Here is a 20,959-nt window from a genome sequence, read left to right as displayed (position 1 = left end):
CATGCGATTCACACCCCTCTTCGCCGCCGCTCTTCTCGCCCTTCCCCTGGCGGCCTGCGCCGACGACTCCACGGGGTCCGACTCCGGGCCCATCAACATCGGGTCGGTCTCCACCCTGAGCGGCCCGGTCACCTTCCCCGAGGCGTCGCAGGCGGCCCGCGCCGTCTTCGACGAGGTCAACGCGAACGGCGGCGTCAACGGCCGCAAGATCGCCTACACCACCGCCGACGACAAGGGCGACCCGGCCAGCGCCGCGCTCGCCGCCCGCGACGTCATCCAGAACAAGAAGGCCGTGGCCCTCGCGGGCGGTGCCAGCCTGGTCGACTGCCAGGTCAACGGACCGCTGTACGACCGCAACAAGATCACTGACGTCCGCGGCATCGGCGTGGACCCCGGCTGCTTCACCTCGCCGAACATCTCGCCGGTCAACACCGGCCCGTTCTTCGGCTCGACCGTGACCCTCTACTACGCCTCCGAGAAGCTGAAGCTCAACAAGATCTGCGCCTTCTTCTCGATCATCGGCAGCACGGCCAACGCCTACCGCGAGGGCGTCGACCGCTGGTCCAAGATCACCGGCAAGAAGCTCGTCGTCAACGACCTGAGCCTGTCGGCCTCCACCACCGACTACACCCCCTACGTCCTGCGGGCCCGCAGCGCCGGCTGCCAGGCGGTGCTGTTCAACGGCGTCGAGCCGATGTCCATCGGCTGGGTCAAGGCCGCGCAGGCGCAGAACATCAACAACATCAAGTGGCTCTTCCTCGCCTCCACCTACACGGTCGAGGCCGCGAAGGCGCTGGGCCCGGCGGGCAAGAACGTCGTGGCGCTGTCGGAGTTCGAGCCCTACACCGACGTCCGGTCCGAGGCCAACAAGGACTGGCGGGCGACCATGACCAAGCACAAGGTGCCGCTCACCGCCTTCGCGCAGGGCGGCTACCTCGCCGCCCAGCACCTGGTCACGGTGCTGAAGTCGATCAAGGGCGACATCACCCGTGAGGCCGTCACCAGCGCGATGAAGAACCTCAAGCCGCTGGACTCGGCCATGACCGGGATGCCGTTCGCGTTCGGGTCCGGCAGCACCCACGCCTCCAACCTCGCGGCGAAGTTCGTGAGGCCGGACGCGAAGGGCGACTGGACGGTCCTGACGCCCGAATGGGTCAAGCTTCCCAATGCTTGAGGGTGCCATCGCGGGCCTTGCCGGGGGCGGCGCGTACGCCGCCCTCGGCCTGTGCCTCACACTGATGTTCCGCCTGGTGAGGGTCGTCAACTTCGCGCAGGTGGCGATCGGCGTGATCGGCGTCTACACCATGGCGGTCGCGTCCGAGCACGGCTGGCCCTACGGGGCGGCCGCGCTCGCCGGCCTGCTCGCCTCCGGCCTGGTCGCCGCCGCGCTCGGCTGGGTGATGGGCAAGTGGTTCGGCGAGGCCGGCGCCGACCAGCGCTCCGCGATCTCCATCGCGTTCCTGGTCGGGCTGCTCGCCGTGTCGTTCCTGGTCTTCGGCACGGACCCGCGCCGGATGCCGGGCAAGTTCGGCGGCTCGCTGTTCACCCTCGACGGCATCACGGTGACGCAGGCGGCGGCGGTGTGCACCGTCGGCTCGGTCGTGGTCGCGGGCATCGCCTGGCTCGTCCTCACCCGGACCGTCCTCGGCCTGCGGCTCCGCGCGCTGTCGGAACGCCCGACGACCGCCGAGCTGCACGCCATCCCGTCCCGCCGCCTCGGCGTCGGCATGTGGGCGGTCACCGGGCTGCTGGCGGCGGCGGTCCTGCTCGTCATCGCGCCGCAGCAGACCAGCGACCAGACGTCGCTGGCGCTGATGGTCATCCCCGCGGGGACCGCGGCGCTGGTCGGGGGCTTCCGCAGCCTCGGCCGCACGGTCGCGGGCGGCCTCGGGCTCGGCGCGCTCCAGGGCGCGCTCGCCCACGTCACCGAGCTCCAGCAGTACCGGGACACGGTGCCGTTCCTGGCGATCCTCGCCATCTTGATCTGGTCCCAGCGACGGGAGGTGTGGGATGCGGCACGCTGATGCGAAGACCGCCGGGCGCCCGGCAGGCGCCGCGCGGCTGCCGCTGCCCGCGGTGACGGGCGTCCTCGGCCAGCCGGCCGCGGCGCTGCTGGTCGTCGTGGTCGCGGCGATCGTCGTCCCGCAGTACTGGCTGTTCCTCGCGACTTCGGTGCTGGTGTCGGCGGTGGCCCTGCTCGGCCTCGGCATCGTCGGCCGCGCCGGGATGAACTCGCTGTGCCAGCTGTCGTTCGCGGCGGTCGGCGCGTGGACGGTCGCCCAGCTCAACGTGTGGGAGTCCCCGGGGACGCTGATCCTGTGGACGTTCGCGGGCGGCCTCGCCGCGATGCCGTTCGGCGTGCTGATCGGCCTGCCGGCGCTGCGGCTGCGCGGCGTGCACCTCGCCGTCGTCACGCTCGGGTTCGCCGCCGCCGCCGACGTCGTGATCGCCGCCGTGAACTTCCCGGGCGTGGACACCTACCAGCAGGTCATCCGGCCCACGTTCATCGCCACCGACCGGCAGTACTTCGTGTACGCGGGCCTGATGTTCGTGGTGGTCGCGCTGGCGGTCGAGCTGCTCGGACGCACCCGGATGGGCGCCGCGTGGCGCGCCGTCCGGTTCTCCGAGCGCGCCACCGCCGCGTCGGGGACCAGCGTCGCCCGCGCGAAGCTGTCGGCGTTCGCGCTCAGCGCGTTCGCCGCGGGCCTGTCCGGCGGCCTGCTCGCCGGGCAGGTCGGCATGATCACGGCGCAGAACTTCGGGACGATCGGCTCGCTCGCCCTGTTCGTCGTCGCCGTCATGGCGGGCACCGAGTACGTCGGCGGTGCCCTGTTCGGCGGCGTCCTGATGGCGTTCGTGCCGGAGCTGTTCCGCCGGGCCGGGGTCTCCCAGGACTGGGCGAACGTGCTGTTCGGCGTCGGCGCCGTCCAGGCGCTGTCGCAGGGCAGCAGCATCAGCGAGGGGATGGCCCGCAAGCTGCGCGCCCGCCGTCCCGCGGCCGTCCCCCCGCCGCGGACGCCGTCGGACCCCGGCGCCCCGCCGCTCGGCACCGAGCCGCTGCTGGAGGTCACGGGCCTCGGCGTCCGGTTCGGGCAGGTCGTCGCGCTCCAGGACGTGGACCTCGTCGTGCCCGAGGGCACCGTCATGGGCCTCATCGGCCCGAACGGCGCGGGCAAGTCGACCCTCACCGACGCGCTCTCGGGGTTCCTGCCGTCGGCGACCGGGTCCGTCACGCTCGGCGGCCGTTCCCTGGACGGGCTGCCCGTGCACCGCCGCGCCGCCGCCGGGCTGCGGCGCACGTTCCAGCAGGACCGCGTCCCGACCGGGCTCACCGTCGGCGCCTACCTGCGGTTCGCGGCGCACCGCGCCGTCACCCGCGACGAGCTGGAGGAGGTCCGCGACTTCCTCGGCTGCCCGTCGCTGGAGGCGCACGTCTTCGACCTGGACGTCGGCAGCCGCCGCCTCCTGGAGGTGGCCGCCACGATCCTCGCGCGGCCCAGGCTGATCGTGCTGGACGAGCCCGCCGCGGGCCTCGCGCACGCCGAGTCGCTCGCGCTCGCCGACCGGCTCATCGAGGTCCCGGCGAGGTTCGGCGCGTCCGTCCTGCTCATCGAGCACGACCTCGACATGGTCCGCCGGGCCTGCGCGAGCGTCGTCGTGCTGGACTTCGGCGCCGTCATCGCCGCGGGCCCGCCCGCGGAGGTGCTCGCGCGGCCCGAGGTCGCCCGCGCCTACCTGGGAGACGAGGTCGCGCTCACATGAAGGAACTGAGACTGGAGGACGTGGCGGTCGCCCGGGGCGGCGCGCCGATCGTCCGGGACGTCACGCTGACCGCGTCCGCCGGGGAGGTGACCGTCCTGCTCGGGCCCAACGGCGCGGGGAAGACGACCCTGCTGGAGGCCGTGGCGGGCGTGCTGCCCCTCGCGTCCGGGCGGCTGACCGGGGACGGCGAGGACCTCACCGGCCTCGACCGGGTGGCGCGGGCGCGGCGCGGCATCGCGCTCGTCGAGCAGGGCCGCACGGTGTTCACGCAGCTGACCGTCGCCGAGAACCTGCGGGCCGTCCGCCGCTCCGCGACCGACCGCACCGTCGAACTCTTCCCCGAGCTGGAGAAGCGCATGGACGTGCAGGCCGGGCTGCTGTCCGGCGGCGAGCAGCAGATGGTGGTGCTCGCCCGCGCGCTCGCGATGGACCCGTCCGTGCTGCTGATCGACGAGATGTCGCTCGGCCTCGCGCCGGTGATCGTGAAGCGGCTGCTTCCGGCCGTTCGGTCGCTGGCGGACGAGGGGTGCGCGGTGCTGCTGGTCGAGCAGTTCGCCACGCTCGCCCTGGAGGTCGCCGACACCGCGCACGTGCTGGCCGGGGGGCGGCTCACCCACAGCGGCCCCGCGGCGCCCCTCCGCAAGGCCCCCGACGTGCTGCACGCCGCCTACCTTGGTGAGGCCGTGAGCGAACCCGAAGCGAGGAGTTGACATGGGACGGGTGCTGATCGTCACCGGCGGGGGCAGCGGGATCGGCGCGGCCGTCGCGCGCGGCGCCGCCGAGGACGACCACGTGGTGATCTGCGGCCGCCGCAAGGAGGCGCTGGACCGGGTCGCCGCCGAGACCGGCGCCGAGCCGCGGGTCTGCGACGTGGCCTCGCCGGGCGCCGTGGCCGAGCTGGTGGAGGGCGTCGTCGCCACCCACGGGAGGCTGGACGGGCTGGTCGCCAACGCCGGGGTCCTGCGCAACGGCGCCATCCTGGACCTGTCGCCCGAGGACTGGCAGGTCACCGTGGACACCAACCTGACCTCGGTGTTCCTGCTGGCCAAGGCGGCGCTGCCGCATCTGATCGAGGCGCGGGGCGCACTGGTGACGGTCTCGTCGGTGGCCGCGCTGCGCGTACCGACGGGCGTCGCGGCCTACGCCACGTCCAAGGCGGGGCTGACCATGCTGACGCAGACGATCGCGGCGGACTACGGGCCGCGCGGCGTCCGCGCCAACGTGGTGTGCCCCGGCTGGATCCGCACCGAGATGTCGGACGCGGAGATGGAGGTCTTCGGCGGGCCGCACGGCCTCGGGCGCGAGGAGGCGTACGAGGAGGTCACGCGGCTCGTCCCGCAGCGCAGGGCGGGCTCGCCGGAGGAGGCCGCGGCGGCGGTGCTGTGGCTGCTCGGCCCGGAGGCGTCCTACGTGAACGGCGCCGTGCTGAGCGTGGACGGCGGCACCGCGCTGCCCGACCCGGGGACGGTGCCGTTCGAGTTCCAGATCACGCCCCGCCCGTCGTCCTGACCGCGGGCACGAGGCCGTCCCGGTAGAGCCCGGCGAGGATGTCGTAGGAGCGCAGGCGGTCGGCGTGGTCGTACACCATCGTCGTGACCATGACCTCGTCGGCCGCCGTCCGCGCGATGAGCGCGTCCATCCGTTCGCGGACGGTCTCGGGGCCGCCCACCACCTGGTCCCGGATCCGCTCGTCGATCATCCGGCGTTCCAGCGGCGTGTAGGGGTGCGCCGCGGTCTCCTCCGGTGAGGGGAGCGGCCCCGGGCGCCCCTGCCGGAGCCGCACGAACGCCAGTGACTGCGGCGCGGCCAGCTCCTGGGCCCGCTCGTCGGTGTCGGCGGCGGTGACCGAGACGCCGATCATCGCGTACGGCTCGTCCAGCGCACCCGGCCGGAACGAGTCGCGGTACAGGGCCAGCGCGGGCACGGTGTTCTCGGCGCTGAAGTGGTGAGCGAACGCGAACGGCAGCCCGAGCAGGCCGGCGAGCCGCGCGCTGTAGCCGCTGGAGCCGAGCAGCCACACCGGGGGCCCGTTGCCCGCCGCGGGCGTCACCTTGCTGTCGTCGGCGAAGTAGCCGCGCAGTTCCACGACCTGCTCGGGGAAGTCGTCCACCGACAGCGCCTCGGGGGAGCGGCGCAGCGCGAGCGCGGTGGCCTGGTCGGTACCGGGGGCGCGCCCGAGGCCGAGGTCGATGCGCCCGGGATGAAGCGCCTCCAGCGTCCCGAACTGCTCGGCGACGACCATCGGCGCGTGGTTCGGCAGCATGACGCCGCCCGATCCCACCCGCATCGTGGACGTCACCGCCGCGACCTGCCCGATCAGCACGGCGGTCGCCGAGCTGGCGATCCCCGGCATCGCGTGGTGCTCGGCGAGCCAGTACCGGTGGAAGCCGAGCCGCTCGGCGTGCCGGGCCAGGTCGAGGGTGTCGCGCAGCGCCTGGGCGGAGGTGGAGCCGCTGACGACGGGGGCGAGGTCGAGGACGGAGAACGGGACGCTCATGACGGGTGACAACCGGCCCGCCCGCCGTCCTCTTCCCGCGTCATCCCACGGCGGACCTGATGACGGTCACGATCAGCAGGACGGTGCCCGTCACGAGGAGCGGCAGCACCGTGATGCAGAGCCACGACCAGATCACGAGGACGCGGCCGCGCCGGAGGTCGTGCTCGGCGAAGCGGTTCTCGGCGCTGGTGTACAGCAGCGCCGCCACGACCACCAGCGGCAGGCAGACGATCATGGTGAGGAGCCCGAGCACGAAGGCGGCGATCTGGCCGCCGAGCGTGTAGGTCCCGTCGGGGCCGATGCCGAGGGCGGGACGGGCGGCGGGGGCGGGCTGGGCGGCGGGCTGGTGGGGGACGGCCTCGTACATGGAACACCGATCCGGTCACGGGAACTGTGATCCGGATCATACGCTCGGTGATCTCGGATGGCGAGAGGCCCGGCGGTCCCATTCCGGTCGATCCGGTTCCGGGGGATCCGGTTTCCGGGCGATCCGGTGGGCCACCGGACGGCCTATCCCCGTTCCAGCAGGGTGACCATCCGGGCGAGGCCGTCGGAGCCGTGTCCCTCCGCCACGGCGCGGTCGAGCAGGTCGCGCAGCGGGAGCAGGTACCAGGGGTCCACGCCCTGGTCGCGGCACGTCTCGATCAGGCCGGGGAAGGCGACCTGGCTGGTGGTGATGCTGGAGACGTCGGTGCCGAACTCGCCGGTGTCGACGGCCCGGCCGCCCGCGGGCAGGGAGCGCAGCATCGCGGTCAGCCAGGCGACCGCCATCGGGGTGAACTCCGCGGCCTCGACGTTCTCGGAGCGGACGAGCGCGAGCCCGTGGTAGAAGCCCGCGAGCATCCCGTACATGCCGTCCAGCAGCGCCAGGTCGTACAGCGGCGCCAGCCCCGGGTCGCCGCCGAGGTGGCGTGGCTCGGCGAGGGCGGCGAGCACGTCGCGGTGCTCGGTGAACGCCGCCTCGTCGCCGCTGTAGAGGATGAGCGCGCCGGGCTTTCCGATCATCTGCGGGACGGCCATGATGCCGCCGTCGACGTACCGGCCGTCTCGCCCGGTGACGGTCTCGGCCAGGGCGCGGGCCTGGCGCGGCGTGCCGTTGGTGAGCTGCACGACGGTGCGCCCGGTCAGGCTGGCGCCGGCGAGCACGTCCCCCGCGTCGGAGTAGAGGGACAGGCACACGATCACCAGCGGGCCCGCGGCGAGCGCCTCGTCCGGGACGGACGCCTGGACGGCACCCTTGGCCACCAGCGGCGCGGCCTTCGCGGGGGTGCGGTTCCAGACGGTGACGGGGTGCCCGGCCGCCAGCAGTGCCTCGGCGAGGGCCGATCCCATCAGTCCCAGCCCGAGGACGGTCACGGGAGTCTTGTCGGTCATGTCGGGTCTCCTTGGATGTGCGATCCCGGTCAGGGCCAGCCTGCGATGGGACGGTTCGGGAACCGTTCGGGCGGCGTTACGGTGGCGGTATGCGCTTCGGGGTGCTCGGCCCGCTGGAGGTGCGGGCCGAGGACGGCACGCCGGTCCAGGTCGCCGACCTGAAGGTCCGCGCGCTGCTGGCCGCGCTGCTCGCGCACGCCGGGCGCGCCGTCCCGTCCGGGCGGCTCATCGACGACCTGTGGGGCGGCGGCGCGCTGCCCGCCGACCCGGCGGCGACGCTCCGGGCACGCGTCTCGCAGCTCCGCCGCACTCTGGAGGACGCCGAGCCGGGCGCCCGCGCCTTGGTGCGGTCGCGCCCGCCCGGGTACCGGCTGGACGCCCGCCCCGACGACGCGGCGCGCTTCGCCGCCCTCGCCGCGCGTGCCGCGGGGACCGGCGATCCGGCGGAGCGCGCGGCCCTGCTGGACGAGGCGCTCGGGCTGTGGCGCGGCCCCGCCTACGCGGGCTTCGCCGACACCGCGTCCGCCGGGCCGGAGGCCGCCCGCCTGGACGACCTGCGCCTGGCGGCTCTGGAAGGGCGGGCCGAGGCGCGCCTGGACCTCGGCGAGCACGAGTCCCTGGCCGCCGAGCTGCGCGGGCTCGTGGACGAGCATCCGCTGAGGGAGCGGCTCCGCGCGGCGTACATGCGCGCCCTCTACCGGACGGGCCGCCCGGCCGAGGCGCTCGCGGCCTACGACGAGCACCGCCGCAGGCTGCGCGACGAGCTGGGCGCCGACCCGGGCCCGGCGCTCGCCGCCCTGCACCGGGCCGTCCTCCGCCAGGACCCGGCCGAGGGCCCGCGCGCGCCGGTGGCGGCCCTGCCCGCCGAGGTGACCCCGCTGATCGGCCGCGACGCGGCGCTGCGCGAGATCACGGGCCTGCTGGACGGGGCGCGGCTGCTGACCCTGCACGGGCCGGGCGGCGTCGGCAAGACGCGGCTGGCGGTGGCGGCGGCCGGGCGGGTCCTGGGACGCCATCCGGACGGTGTCTGGTTCGTCCCGCTGGACGAGGGCGCGCCGCCGGGCGCGTCCGCCGACGACGTGGCGGGGGTGGTCGCGGGCGTGCTCGGCCTGCGCGACGACGCCGGGACGCCGGGCACCCCCGGCGGGCGGCTGGCGGAGGCGCTGCGCGGCAAGCGGGCCCTGCTCGTCCTGGACAACTGCGAGCACGCCGTCGAGGGGGTGGCCCGGCTGGTCGCGGGGCTGCTGCGGGACGTCCCCGGCGTGCGCGTCCTCGCGACGGGCCGGGAGCCGCTCGGCATCTCCGGGGAGCGGCTGTGGACCGTCCCGCCGCTGTCCGCGCCCGACGCGGCGGAGCTGTTCGCGGCGCGGGCGGCGGACGCGGCGCCCGGCTTCCCCGCCGACGCGACCGGGTCCGGCGCCGTGGCGGTGATCTGCGCGCGGCTCGACGGCCTTCCGCTCGCGCTGGAGCTGGCGGCCACCCGCGTCCGCGCGCTCGGCGTCGACGAGTTGGCGCGGCGGCTGGACGACCGGTTCCGGCTGCTGTCGGCGGGCGCCCGGGACGCCCCCGCCAGGCAGCGGACGCTCCGCGCGGTCATCGACTGGAGCTGGGAGCCGCTGGACGAGGCCGAGAGGGCGACGCTGCGCCGCCTCGCCGTCCACGCGGGCGGCGCGACCCTCGACGCGGCCGCCGAGGTGGGCGGCGGCGACCTGGACGTGCTGGCGCGCCTGGTGGACCGGTCGCTGGTCGTGGTGGGTGAAGGTCCCCGCTACCGGCTGCTGGAATCGGTCGCCGCGTACTGCGTCGAACGGCTCCGCGAGGCGGGCGAGTACGAGGAGACACGGCGGCGCCACGTCCACCACTACACGACCCTGGCCGAACACCTGGAAACACGCCTGCGCGGTGCGGGCCAGCGCGAGGCCCTCGCGCGGCTGCGCGCGGAGACGGCCAACCTGAGGACGGCGCTGGACACCGCCGTCCAGCACGGCGACGCGGACGTGGCCCTGCGGCTGGTCAACGCCATGGGCTGGGCCTGGTTCCTGTGGGGCCGCGTGAGCGAGGCCCGGCGCGCGCTGGAGCGGGCACTGGCCCTCCCGGGAGGGAGTCCCGTCGCGCTGGCCAGGGCGCGGGCCTGGCACACCGGGTTCACCATGCTCGACGGTGACGGCGCCGACCGCGACGAGCGCTGCCGTGCCGCGCTCTCCGCCTTCGACGGGCTCTCAGCGCCGGACAAGGCCGGTGACCCGTGGGGGAGGGCATGGGCGGCTTGGTTCCTCGGCTCGGTCCGGGCCGGGTTCGGCGACCTCACCGAGATCGGCGACCTCACCGGGCGGGCGCTCGCCGGGTTCCGTGCCCTCGGCGACGGCTGGGGCGAGGCGGCGGCGCTCGCCACCCGCGCCGCGCAGGCCGTCGTCGCGGGCGACCTCGGCGCCGCGGGCCGCGACGGCGAGCGGTCCCTGGAGCTGTTCGGCGCGGCGGGCGACCGCTGGGGACGCCTCCAGGCCACCGGGACGCTCGGCCTCGTCGCGGAGGTGACCGGCGACTATGACCGCGCCGCCGGGCTGCACGGGCGCGGCCTGCGCGACGCCGAGGAGCTCGGCCTGTGGACGGAGGTGTCCGGCGCGCTGTCCAGGCTCGGCCGGATCGCGCTGCTCACCGGCGACCACGAGCGCGCCGACGCCCTGCACGAGCGCGCCAGGCTGCTCGCCGTCCGCGAGTCGCACCGGCGGATGGAGCACTTCGCCGACGTCGGCCTCGCACTCGCGGCGCGCCGCCGCGGCGCCCTGGAGGAGGCGGAGACGCGCCTGCGCGGCTGGCTGGACTGGTGCCGCGGCATCGACGGCGCGCCCGGACTGGCGTTCCTGCTGGCCGAGCTGGGGTTCATCGCCGAGCTCCGCGGCGACGCGGCCGGTGCCCTCGCCCTGCACGCCGAGGGGCTGGCGGCGGCCCGCGCCACCGGCAACCCGCGCGCCGTGGCACTCGCCCTCGAAGGCACCGCGGGCGCGCAGGCGCTCGCCGGGCGGATCGAGGACGCGGCGCGGTCGCTGGACGCCGCGTCCGGCCGCCGCGCGTCCGCGGGGGCGCCGCTGCCGCCCGCCGAACGCGGCGACGTCGACCGGATCACCGCCCGGATCGCTCAGGCGCGGCGGGCCAGGGGCAGCGCGAGCAGCATCACCGCGCCGGTCAGCACGAACGCGGCCGGGTAGCCCGCCCAGGCCGCGGCGAGCCCGAACCCGGCGCCACCGGCGCCCATCGCGCCGTCGTAAGAGAGGTTCCACACGGCGCTGACCGCCCCGTACCCGGAGACCGGCACCCGGTCGTACATCACCGCGATGCTCGCGTTCTGCATCACCCCGAAGCCCGCCCCGAACAGCGCCATCGACGCCACGGTCACGACCGGGCCGCCCGGCAGGGCCAGGCCGCCCATCCCGGCCGCGGCGGCGAGCAGGCCCGGCAGGAGCAGCCGCCCCGCGCCGTGCCGGTCCCCGAAGCGCCCGGCCCACCAGCGGCTCGCCGTCGCCGCGGCGGCCTGGACGAGCAGCGCCCCGGCGGCGGCGCCCCCGGCGGAGGCGGGCAGGAAGGTGACCACGATGCCCGCCGCGGCCGCGCTCGCGGCGAACGCCGCCGCCGGGCGCAGCAGCGCCGGGCACCGCAGCCCGCCCAGCACGCCGAGCGCCCGCCGGGACGCGGACTCGGGCGGACGGCCGGGCAGGGCGAGCGCCGCCGGGAGCACGGCCAGCGCGGCCGCCGAGCCCGCGACGAAGACGCAGGTGAAGCCGGTGTGCCCGGCGAGCCAGACTCCCAGCGGCAGCGCCAGCACCGCCGGGACGCCGACGACGATCCCGGACAGGCCGAGACCCTCGCCGCGCCGCTCCGCCGGGACGAGCGTCGCCACCAGCGCGCCCGCGACCACCACCGCGACCGCGAAGCCCAGCCCGCGCACCAGGCCGACCGCCACGACCACGCCCATGCCCGCCGAGAGCGGGAGCGCCAGCGGAGGAAGGCCGAGCAGCAGCACCCCGCCCGCCAGGACCGGCCGGTACCCGTACCGGGTGACCAGACGCGGGACGACCAGCTCGGCCGCCACCGTCGACAGCATCAGCGAGCCCGTCGCGAGGCCCGCGGCGACGCCGCCCGCCCCGCTGGACGCCGCGTACAGGGGGACCACCGACAGCAGGAGGTAGAAGCCGGTCATCGTCCCGAAGGCGCACAGGAACACCAGCGCCAGCGGCCTGCTCATCAGGCGCGGGCGGTGCGCCGGGACCGGCGGGGCGGCCAGGAGTACGTCGCTCATGCCGACGACGCTAGGACGGCAGGCGGCCTCCTGTATGGTCCACTTCCATGGCGATCGAGTGGGCCGGTTCGCCGCCGGAGCTGCTGCTGCGCCTCGACCGGGGCGCCACCGGGACGCTGCGCGGCCAGCTGGAGGCGGGGCTGCGGGAGGCGATCTGCACCGGGCGGCTGAAGGCGGGGGAGCGGCTGCCGTCGTCCCGGGAACTGGCACGGCAGCTCGGTGTCTCCCGCGGCCTCGTCCAGGAGTGCTACGGCCAGCTCACCGCCGAGGGCTACCTGTGCGCCCGGACGGGCTCGGCCACGCGGGTGGCGCCGGTCCGCGTCCACACGGAACCCGGGGCGGGCACCGCGCCGGCGCCTCCGGCGGTGCCTCCGGTCCGGGGTCTCCGCGTCGACTTCGCGGCGGGCGTCCCCGACCTCGCGTCCTTCCCGCGCGGGGACTGGTCCTGGGCGCAGCGGGAGGCCGCGCGGACGATGCCGGCCGCCGGGTTCGGTTACGGCGACCCGCGCGGGAGCGAGGTGTTCCGCGACGTCCTCGCCGGGTACCTGCGCCGGGTCCGCGCCGCGGTGGCCGAACCCGAGAACATCGTGGCCTGCGCGGGGTTCGCACAGGGCCTCAACCTCGTGCTGGGCGTCCTGGCCCGCCGGGGCGTCCGCCGCGTCGCCTTCGAGGACCCCGGTTACGGCGACGGCGCGACCATGGCGGCGGCGGACCGCGCCGGGGTCGAGGCGGTGCCCGTGCCGGTCGACGGCGGCGGCCTGGACGTGGCGGCGCTCGCCGCGTCCGGCGCCCGCGCGGTCGTCGTGACCCCGGCCCACCAGTGGCCGACCGGCGTCGTCCTCGCGCCGGACCGCCGCCGCGCCCTCGCCGACTGGGCCTGCGAGCGGAACGCCGTCATCGTCGAGGACGACTACGACGCCGAGTTCCGCTACGACCGCGAGCCCGTCGGGGCCCTCCAGGGCCTCGCGCCCGGCCGTGTCGTCGCGCTCGGCACGGTCAGCAAGTCGCTGGCCCCCGCCCTCCGGCTCGGCTGGATCCTGTGCCCGCCCTCGCTGGCCGGGGCGGTCGCCGAGAGCAAGCGGCTCGACGACCGCGGCTCGCCCGTCCTCGACCAGCTCGCGCTCGCCGCGCTCATCGAGTCCGGCCGGTACGGGCGGCACCTGCGGCACATGCGCGCGGTCTACGCGGGGCGCCGCGCGGCGCTGGTGGAGGCGCTCGCCCGGCACGCGCCGGACGTCCCGCTGACCGGCCTGGACGCCGGGTTCCACGCCGTCGCCCACCTGCCGCCCGGCGCGGACGAGCGGCAGATCGTCGGCGCGGCGCGCAGGCGGTTCGTCGGCCTGTACGGGATGAGCACCTACCGCGCGTCCGGGGCCGCCGAGCCACCGGCGCTCGTCCTCGGCTTCGGCGACCTCACCGCGACCGCCATCCGGGACGGCGTCGCCGAGGTCGCCGACCTGCTCGGCGCGCACTGACCGCGCGCGGGGCCCGGGTCCCCGCCATGCGATGCTGGACGGCATGGATCGTGAGGTGGCGCCGGTCGCGGAGGACGGGCGGCGGCGGATCGCGCGGACGGACGTCCTGCTCGCCGATCCGCGTCTCAGCGAGGCCGCCGGGCGGCTCGGCCGCGGGGTCGTCAAGGCGGCGGTCGTCGCGGCGCAGCGGCGCGCGCGGGCCGGGGAGATCCCGCCCGGCGCGGTGGCGGACTCGGCGGTGGCGGCGCTGCCGGAGACGGCGTCGGGGCTGCGGCCGGTGGTCAACGCGACCGGCGTCCTGCTGCACACCAACCTGGGGCGCGCCCCGCTGTCGGCGGCGGCGCGGGAGGCGGCGCTGGCGGCCTGCGGCGCCACGGACGTCGAGCTCGACCTCGCGACGGGCGCGCGGGCGCGGCGCGGCCGGTCGGCGCTGGCGGCGCTGCTGGAGCGGGTGCCGGCCGCGGAGGCGGCGCACGTCGTCAACAACGGCGCGGCGGCGCTCGTGCTCGCCGCGACCGCGCTCGCCGGGGGACGGGAGATCATCGTCAGCCGGGGCGAGATGGTGGAGATCGGCGACGGCTTCCGCATCCCGGAGCTGCTCGCCGCGACCGGCGCGCGGCTGCGCGAGGTCGGCACCACCAACCGGACCGCGCCCGCCGACTACGCGGAAGCGGCCGGGGACGGGACGGGCTTCGTGCTCAAGGTCCACCCGTCCAACTTCCGCATGACGGGCTTCACGCGGGAGGCCGGCGTCGCCGAGCTGGCCGGGCTGGCGGAGCTGCGGGAGCGGGGCGTGCCGGTCGTCGCCGACATCGGCTCCGGCCTGCTCGCGCCGGAACCGCTCCTGCCGGACGAGCCCGACGCGTCCACCAGCCTCGCGAACGGCGCCGGGCTCGTCACCGCGAGCGGCGACAAGCTGCTCGGCGGCCCGCAGTGCGGGATCATCCTCGGCCGCGCGGACCTGGTGCGGCGCCTCGCGCGGCATCCGCTGGCCCGCGCGCTGCGCGTCGACAAGCTGACGCTCGCCGCGCTGGAGGCGACGCTCCGCGGCCCGCGCACCCCGACCGACGAGGCCCTGCACGCGGACGTCCGGACACTGCGCGACCGTGCGGAACGGCTCGCCGCGACACTCCGCCAAGACGGCGTCGACGCGCGGGCGGTGGACAGCGACGCCGCGGTCGGGGGCGGCGGCGCGCCCGGTGTCGTCCTGCCGAGCGCGGCCGTGTCCCTGCCGGAGCCCTATGCCGCCCGTCTCAGGCGGGGGGCGCCCGCCGTGATGGGACGGGTCGAGGACGGCCGGTGCCTGCTCGACCTCCGCGCCGTCCCGGCCGCGCGGGACGCCGACATCGCCGCGGCGGTGCGCGCCGCATCCGCGGCGGCCGGGGAGCTTTGATGCACGTCCTCGCCACGGCCGGTCACGTCGACCACGGCAAGTCCACGCTCGTCCGCGCGCTGACCGGCATGGAACCCGACCGGCTGGAGGAGGAGCGCCGCCGCGGCCTGACGATCGAGCTCGGCTTCGCCTGGACGGACCTCGGCGGCGAGCAGGTCGCCTTCGTGGACGTGCCGGGGCACGAGCGGCTCGTCGGCACCATGCTCGCGGGGGTCGGGCCGGTCCCCGCGGTGCTGTTCGCCGTCGCGGCCGACCAGGGCTGGCAGCGGCAGTCGTCGGAGCACCTGGAGGTGCTCGGCGCGCTCGGCGTTCGGCACGGGCTGCTCGTGGTGACGCGCGCCGACCTGGCCGAGCCGGGCGCCGCCGCCCGCGTCCGCGACGACGCGCTCGCCCGCCTCGCCGCGACCTCCCTCGGCGCGACCGGGCACGTGACGGTGAGCGCGGCCACCGGGCAGGGCATGGACGACCTGCGCGCGGCCCTCGGGCGGCTGACCCGGGCGCTGCCCCCGCCCGACCCGGACGCGGACGTGCGGCTGTGGGTGGACCGCGTGTTCACCGTCCAGGGCAGGGGCACCGTCGTGACCGGCACGCTCGGCGCCGGGACGATCCGCGTCGGCGACCGCCTGGCGCCCGCGGCGGGCGGCGGCCCCGTCCGCGTGCGGGGACTCCAGGCCCTCAAGCACGACCGGGACGCGGTGGGCGCCGTCGCCCGCGTCGCGGTCAACCTGCACGGGGGGGCGGCCGGCATCCGCCGCGGCGACGCCCTCCTGACGCCGGGCCGCTGGCTCACGGCCGACGTGATCGACGTCCGGCTGCGCGGGGACCCCGCGCGCGACCTGCCGGAACGGCTCACGCTGCACGTGGGCACGGCGGCCGTGCCGGTGCGCGTCCGCCCGCTCGGCGAGGACACCGCGCGGCTGACCGCGGCGCGGCCGCTGCCCCTGCGGGTCGGCGACGCCGCGCTGCTGCGCGACCCCGGGCGGCACCGCGTCCCGGCGGGCGTCACCGTGCTGGACGTCCGGCCCGAGCCGTTCACGCGGCGCGGCGCGCGCGCCGCGCGGGCCGCGGAGCTGGCCGCCATGACCGGCCGCCCCGACGGCGCGGACGAGCTGCGCCGCCGCGGCCTCGTCCGCCGCTCGGAGCTGGCGGCGATGGGCGTCCCGGTCCCGTCCGAGCCCGTCGCCGGGGACTGGCTGGCCGACCCCGGCCACTGGGAGGAGCTGCGCGCCCGCCTCGTCGCGGCCGTCGAGGAGCACGCCGCCCGCGACCCGGCCGACCCGGGGATGCCCGCCGAGGCCGCCCGCCACGCGCTCGGCCTGCCGGACCGGGCCCTCGTCGACGCGCTCGTGTCCGGCGCGGCCGGGCCATCGGGAGGGACGGCGGGAGCGCCGGCGGCGGGGCTGCGGCGCCGCGGCGGCCGGATCTACGGCCGCGCCACCGCGCCCGAGCTGCCGCCGCGCGTGCGGGAGGCCGTCGACGCCGTCCGCCGCGACCTGGAGCGCTCGCCCTTCCGCGCGCCCGAGGCGGGACGCCTCGCCGAGCTCGGCCTCACCCCCCGGCTGCTCGCCGCCGCCGCTGCCGCGGGCGCGCTGCTGAGGCTCGCCGACGGGATCGTCCTGCTGCCCGGCGACGACGAGCGGGCCGCCGAAACGCTCGCCGCGCTCGGCGCGCCGTTCACGCTCAGCGACGCTCGCCGCGCGCTGGGGACCACTCGTCGCGTCGCGGTGCCGCTGATGGAGCATCTCGACGCGCGCGGGTACACCGTCCGGGTGGACGACCTCCGGCGGCGCTGCCGCGTGCACACCGAAGGGACATCATGACGACCATCGAGCGACAGAGGCTGACCCAGTACGCGCACGGCGGCGGCTGCGCCTGCAAGATCCCGCCCGGCGAGCTGGAGGAGGTGGTGAGCGGCCTCACCGGGCCCGGATCCCCCGCGGGCAACGCCGAGCTGCTCATCGGGCTGGACACCGGCGACGACGCCGCCGTGGTCCGGCTGCCCGGCGCCGCCGACGGGATGGCCGCCGTCGCCACCGCCGACTTCTTCACCCCCGTCGTGGACGACCCGTACGACTGGGGCCGCATCGCCGCCGCGAACGCGCTGTCGGACGTGTACGCGGTCGGCGGCCGCCCGCTCGTCGCCGTCAACCTGCTGGCCTGGCCCCGCGACGTCCTCCCGTTCGAGCTGGCGCGCGAGGTCCTGCGCGGCGGCCTGCACGTCGCGACGGAGGCCGGCTGCCATGTCGGCGGCGGCCACAGCGTCGACGACGTGGAGCCCAAGTACGGGATGGCCGTCACCGGCGTCGCCGATCCCGAGCTGCTGCTCCGCAACGACCGGGGCCGCCCCGGGATGCCGCTGACGCTGACCAAGCCGCTCGGCGTCGGCGTCCTGAACAACCGGCACAAGTCGACCGGTGAGGTGTTCGAGCACGCCGTCGCCACGATGGTCGCGCTGAACCGGGAGGCGTCCGCCGCCGCGCTCGACGCGGGCGCCGTCTGCGCCACCGACGTGACCGGGTTCGGGCTGCTCGGGCACCTGTACAAGCTGGCGCGCGCGTCCGGGGTGACCGCCGTCGTCGACGCCGACGCCGTCCCCTACCTCGACGGCGCCCGCGAGTCCGCCGCCGCCGGGTACATCAGCGGCGGGACCCGCCGCAACCTCGGCTGGGTCGCCCCGCACACCGACTTCGGCGGCGCGGACGAGGACACCCGCCTCCTGCTCGCCGACGCCCAGACCTCCGGCGGCCTGCTCATCGCCGGGGAGATCCCCGGCGCCCCCGTCATCGGCGAGCTGGTCCCCGCCGGGGAGCACGCACTCGTCATCCGCTGAGCGTCAGGCTCCGCTGAGCGTCGGCTCCGCCGGGCGTCATGGCTCCGTGCCGGTCCGGTCGGTGATCCCGGCGCGATCGCGGTACGCGCGGACGAGCGCCAGGGCCGCCGGCCCCCGCGGGCGGCGGCCGGGGCGGATGTCGCAGGCGATCGCCTTCGCCTCCTGGATGTGGGTGTTCGGGTCCAGGGCGAGGTGCAGCAGCTCGTTGGCGGCGTCGCCGCGGCTGTAGCCGTTCGGGCCCCAGTGGTAGGGCAGGCCGATCTGGTGCAGCGTCCGGCCGTCCACGGTCAGCGGCGGGATCCGCCCGGTGACCAGGACGCGCGCCTCGATCACTCCCCGCGCGGCGATGATCGTCGCCCAGCCGCCGTGGCCGAGTCCCCGCTCGGCCGCCAGCTCCGGCGAGACCTCGCAGAAGAACTCGGGTTGCAGCTCGGCCAGGTACGGCTGCCAGCGCGACATGCCGCCCGCCGTGTGGTGCTCGGTCAGCCGGTACGTCGTCGCCGCGTACGGGAAGACGTCCGCGCCGGGCGCGTCCCCGCTCGGCGCGTAGAGGTTGTCGGGATGCGGCGGCAGCAGGTGCCGGACGGGGTTGCGCTGCTGCCCGTACAGCGGGTTGGTGAACGGCGACTCCTGCGGCTCGTAGTGCGCGGGCAGCGGCCCGTCCATCAGGCCCGCCGGGACGTACAGCCACGCCTTGCCGTCGGCCTGCATGATGAACGGGTCGTCCCCGGCGAGCGCGTCCGGGCCCTCGGCGTCGGGCGGCGGCCTGTGGCCGGGCGGCCGGTCGGCGATGAAGTCGGGCACGTCGTGGCCCGTCCACGTGCCCTTCTCCGCGTCCCACCAGACGAGCGCCTTGCGTTCGCTCCACGGCCTGCCCTCGGGGTCGGCGGACGCGCGGTTGTACAGGACGCGGCGGTTCGCGGGCCACGCCCAGCCCCACTCGGGCGCCACCCAGCTCTGGTCGCGGCCGGGTTTGCGGCGGGCGGCCTGGTTGACGCCGTCCGCGTAGACGCCGGCGTAGATCCAGCAGCCGCACGTGGTGGACCCGTCCGGCTTCAGCTGCGTGTACGACGCGATCGGCTCCCCGTCGGCGCCGCGCCCGTTGATCTCGGCGAGGACCGCCTCCGCGTCCGGCTCCGCCAGGCGGCCCTTCGTCGGATAGTCCCAGGTGAGGTCGAGGACGGGACGGTCCATCTCGTCCGCCGACCCCGCGAGGCGCTCCCGGATGATCCGGCCCAGGTGGTAGGTGAACCACAGGTCGGAGCGGACGTCCCCGGCGGGCTCGACCGCCTGGTGGTGCCACTGGAGCATCCGCTGCGTGTTGGTGAAGCTGCCGTCCTTCTCGGTGTGCGCGGCGGCGGGCAGGAAGAACACCTCGGTGCCGATGTCCTCGGTGCGCATCTCGCCGGACTCGATCTCCGGCCCGTCCTTCCACCAGGTCGCGGACTCGATCAGCGAGAAGTCGCGGACGACCAGCCAGTCCAGGTTCGCCATCCCGAGCCGCTGGACCTTGGCGTCGGCCGACCCGACCGCGGGGTTCTCGCCCATCAGGAAGTAGCCCTTGCAGACGCCGTCGATCTGCGCCATCGCCGTCTCGTACGTGCTGTGCGAGCCGGTCAGCCGCGGCAGGTAGTCGAAGCAGAAGTCGTTGCCGGCCGTCGCCGCGTCCCCCCAGTACGCCTTCAGCAGGCTGACGAAGTAGGAGCGCATGTCGCCCCAGAACCCCTTGCGCGTGGCCTCCGCCTCGATGAACGCGTCAAGGTTCTCGTTGGTGTGCGCGTGCGGCATCGGGATATAGCCGGGGAGCAGGTTGAACAGCGTCGGGATGTCGGTCGAGCCCTGGATGGAGGCGTGCCCGCGCAGCGCGAGGATCCCGCCGCCGGGACGCCCGATGTTGCCGAGCAGGGTCTGCAGGATCGCCGCCGTCCGGATGTACTGGACGCCGACCGTGTGCTGCGTCCAGCCGACCGCGTACGCGAACGCGGTCGTCCGGTCGCGGCCGGAGTTCTCGCTGACCAGGTCGCACACCTGGAGGAACCGCTCGCGCGGGACGCCGCAGATCCGCTCCACCATCTCCGGCGTGTACCGCGCGAAGTGCCGCTTGAGCACCTGGAACACGCACCGGGGGTGTTCCAGCGTCAGGTCGCGCTCCGGTTCGCCCTCGCCGATCGCCGCGCCGCCGGACCCGTGCGCCTCGCCGCGCGCCGCCTCCGAGACGGCCTCGGTGCGCTCCTCGTACTCCATGTCCCGCTCGCCGGCCGCCGACTGCATCTCCATGCCCTCGTACTGCCAGCTCTGGTTGTCGTAGCTGCGCGACTCCGGGTCCAGCCCGGAGAAGACGCCGTCGAGGTCCTCGGTGTCGCGGAAGTCCTCGGACAGGATCATCGGGGCGTTGGTGTAGGCGACCACGTAGTCCCGGAAGTACTTCTCGTTCGTCAGGACATGGTTGATGATCCCGCCGAGGAACGCGATGTCACTTCCCGCGCGCAGCGGGACGTGCACGTCCGCGACCGCGCTGGTCCGGGTGAACCGCGGGTCGACGTGGACGAGCTTCGCGCCGCGCGCCTTCGCCTCCATCACCCACTGGAACCCGACGGGATGGCACTCGGCCATGTTCGAGCCCTGGATGACGATGCAGTCCGCGTTGGGCAGATCCTGCTGGAAGGTGGTCGCGCCGCCGCGTCCGAACGAGGTTCCCAGACCGGGAACGGTGGAGGAGTGTCAAATGCGGGCCTGGTTCTCGATCTGCACGGCGCCGAGCGCGGTGAACAGCTTCTTGATGAGGTAGTTCTCCTCGTTGTCGAGCGTGGCCCCGCCGAGGCTCGCCAGACCCAGCGTGCGCCGCACCCGCGTGCCGTCCTCGTCCCACTGCCAGCCGTCCCGCCGGGCCGCGATCACCCTGTCGGCGATCATGTGCATGGCGGTGTCGAGGTCGAGGCGCTCCCACTCCGTGCCGTGCGGGCGCCGGTAGAGCACCTCGTGCTCGCGGGCGGACCCGGTGGTCAGCTGGAGGCTCGCCGATCCCTTCGGGCACAGCCGCCCCCGGCTCACGGGCGAGTCCGGGTCGCCCTCGATCTGCGTGACCCGCCCGTCCTTGACGTAGACGTCCTGGCCGCAGCCGACCGCGCAGTACGGGCACACGGATTTGACGACCCGGTCGGCGGTGCTCACCCGGGCGGTCAGCCGCCCGGTGCCCGCGCTCTTGGCGGCGGCGCCGCGGCCCAGCGGGTCGCCGCCGGTGAACTGGCGGTAGACGGGCCAGGATCCGATCCAGCTGCGAACGCCCACGTCACCGCCTTTCGCCACGTCGCCCCGCGGACGGCCGCCTTCTACC

Annotated in this window: 15 protein-coding genes; 10 read left to right on the top strand and 5 right to left on the bottom strand. The window is 75.8% G+C overall.

Going from position 1 to position 20,959, the window contains the following annotated elements; genetic code table 11:
* Position 1 precedes the first annotated feature (1 nt).
* Genes AGRA3207_RS09040 through AGRA3207_RS09020 form a run of 5 tightly spaced genes read left to right on the top strand, consistent with a single transcriptional unit; the run spans position 2 to position 5,271 of the window.
* Positions 2 to 1,174 (top strand): ABC transporter substrate-binding protein, encoded by a 1,173-nt coding sequence (locus AGRA3207_RS09040; RefSeq protein WP_231334112.1) that lies wholly within the window; start codon positions 2 to 4, stop codon positions 1,172 to 1,174.
* A complete protein-coding gene (locus tag AGRA3207_RS09035) occupies positions 1,167 to 2,024 on the top strand; it encodes a branched-chain amino acid ABC transporter permease (protein ID WP_231334111.1) in 858 nt (285 codons plus the stop codon). The genes AGRA3207_RS09040 and AGRA3207_RS09035 overlap by 8 nt, the downstream gene beginning before the upstream one ends.
* A complete protein-coding gene (locus AGRA3207_RS09030; RefSeq protein ID WP_231334110.1) occupies positions 2,011 to 3,762 on the top strand; it encodes a branched-chain amino acid ABC transporter ATP-binding protein/permease in 1,752 nt (583 codons plus the stop codon). Before AGRA3207_RS09035 ends, AGRA3207_RS09030 begins: the two co-directional genes overlap by 14 nt.
* Complete coding sequence (locus tag AGRA3207_RS09025) at positions 3,759 to 4,472, top strand: ABC transporter ATP-binding protein (protein WP_231334109.1); 714 nt, start codon at positions 3,759 to 3,761, stop codon at positions 4,470 to 4,472. Before AGRA3207_RS09030 ends, AGRA3207_RS09025 begins: the two co-directional genes overlap by 4 nt.
* A gap of 1 nt (position 4,473) precedes the next feature.
* The gene (locus tag AGRA3207_RS09020) at positions 4,474 to 5,271 is read left to right on the top strand and encodes an SDR family NAD(P)-dependent oxidoreductase (RefSeq protein WP_231334108.1); all 798 of its coding nucleotides are present in this window, start codon (positions 4,474 to 4,476) and stop codon (positions 5,269 to 5,271) included.
* On the opposite strand, the gene AGRA3207_RS09015 is transcribed toward AGRA3207_RS09020, so the two are convergent.
* The 3 genes from AGRA3207_RS09015 to AGRA3207_RS09005 all read right to left on the bottom strand — a co-directional run bounded on the left by AGRA3207_RS09015 (position 5,249) and on the right by AGRA3207_RS09005 (position 7,633).
* Positions 5,249 to 6,259 carry an LLM class flavin-dependent oxidoreductase gene (locus AGRA3207_RS09015; RefSeq protein ID WP_231334107.1) on the bottom strand — a complete coding sequence of 337 codons (1,011 nt, stop codon included), beginning with the start codon at positions 6,257 to 6,259 and terminating at the stop codon, positions 5,249 to 5,251. The two genes, AGRA3207_RS09020 and AGRA3207_RS09015, sit on opposite strands and share 23 nt — an antisense overlap.
* Before the next feature lie 40 nt (positions 6,260 to 6,299).
* Positions 6,300 to 6,626, bottom strand: a complete 327-nt coding sequence (locus AGRA3207_RS09010; protein ID WP_231334106.1) for a hypothetical protein — start codon at positions 6,624 to 6,626, stop codon at positions 6,300 to 6,302.
* Positions 6,627 to 6,769: 143 nt separating this feature from the next.
* On the bottom strand, positions 6,770 to 7,633 hold the full coding sequence (locus AGRA3207_RS09005; RefSeq protein ID WP_231334105.1) for an NAD(P)-dependent oxidoreductase: 864 nt from the start codon (positions 7,631 to 7,633) through the stop codon (positions 6,770 to 6,772).
* A gap of 89 nt (positions 7,634 to 7,722) precedes the next feature.
* Between AGRA3207_RS09005 and AGRA3207_RS09000 the strand changes: the two genes are divergently transcribed.
* On the top strand, positions 7,723 to 10,839 hold the full coding sequence (locus AGRA3207_RS09000) for an AfsR/SARP family transcriptional regulator (RefSeq protein WP_231334104.1): 3,117 nt from the start codon (positions 7,723 to 7,725) through the stop codon (positions 10,837 to 10,839).
* Here the strand turns inward: AGRA3207_RS09000 and AGRA3207_RS08995 are convergent.
* Complete coding sequence (locus tag AGRA3207_RS08995) at positions 10,770 to 11,927, bottom strand: MFS transporter (RefSeq protein WP_231334103.1); 1,158 nt, start codon at positions 11,925 to 11,927, stop codon at positions 10,770 to 10,772. The genes AGRA3207_RS09000 and AGRA3207_RS08995 overlap by 70 nt on opposite strands.
* A 47-nt stretch (positions 11,928 to 11,974) precedes the next feature.
* On the opposite strand from AGRA3207_RS08995, the gene pdxR reads away from it, so the two are divergent.
* From pdxR to selD, 4 genes are read left to right on the top strand one after another with little or no spacing between them, the layout of a single operon-like run.
* Positions 11,975 to 13,402 (top strand): MocR-like pyridoxine biosynthesis transcription factor PdxR, encoded by a 1,428-nt coding sequence (gene pdxR / locus AGRA3207_RS08990; RefSeq protein WP_231334102.1) that lies wholly within the window; start codon positions 11,975 to 11,977, stop codon positions 13,400 to 13,402.
* 43 nt (positions 13,403 to 13,445) lie between these two features.
* Positions 13,446 to 14,795 (top strand): L-seryl-tRNA(Sec) selenium transferase, encoded by a 1,350-nt coding sequence (selA, locus tag AGRA3207_RS08985; RefSeq protein ID WP_231334101.1) that lies wholly within the window; start codon positions 13,446 to 13,448, stop codon positions 14,793 to 14,795.
* Positions 14,795 to 16,615, top strand: coding sequence for a selenocysteine-specific translation elongation factor (locus AGRA3207_RS08980; protein ID WP_231334100.1), 1,821 nt, complete (start codon positions 14,795 to 14,797; stop codon positions 16,613 to 16,615). The genes selA and AGRA3207_RS08980 overlap by 1 nt, the downstream gene beginning before the upstream one ends.
* Entirely contained in the window at positions 16,612 to 17,625 is a 1,014-nt protein-coding gene (gene selD / locus AGRA3207_RS08975; protein ID WP_231334099.1) for a selenide, water dikinase SelD, read from the top strand. The genes AGRA3207_RS08980 and selD overlap by 4 nt, the downstream gene beginning before the upstream one ends.
* Positions 17,626 to 17,661: 36 nt before the next feature.
* On the opposite strand, the gene fdh is transcribed toward selD, so the two are convergent.
* Entirely contained in the window at positions 17,662 to 20,913 is a 3,252-nt protein-coding gene (gene fdh, locus AGRA3207_RS08970) for a formate dehydrogenase (RefSeq protein WP_231334098.1), read from the bottom strand.
* Positions 20,914 to 20,959: the final 46 nt, after the last annotated feature.

This window comes from Actinomadura graeca, from assembly GCF_019175365.1.
Classification (GTDB): Bacteria; Actinomycetota; Actinomycetes; order Streptosporangiales; family Streptosporangiaceae; genus Spirillospora; species Spirillospora graeca.
The sequence above is the reverse complement of the archived record's forward strand: the minus strand, read 5'-3'. Positions and strand labels throughout refer to the sequence as shown.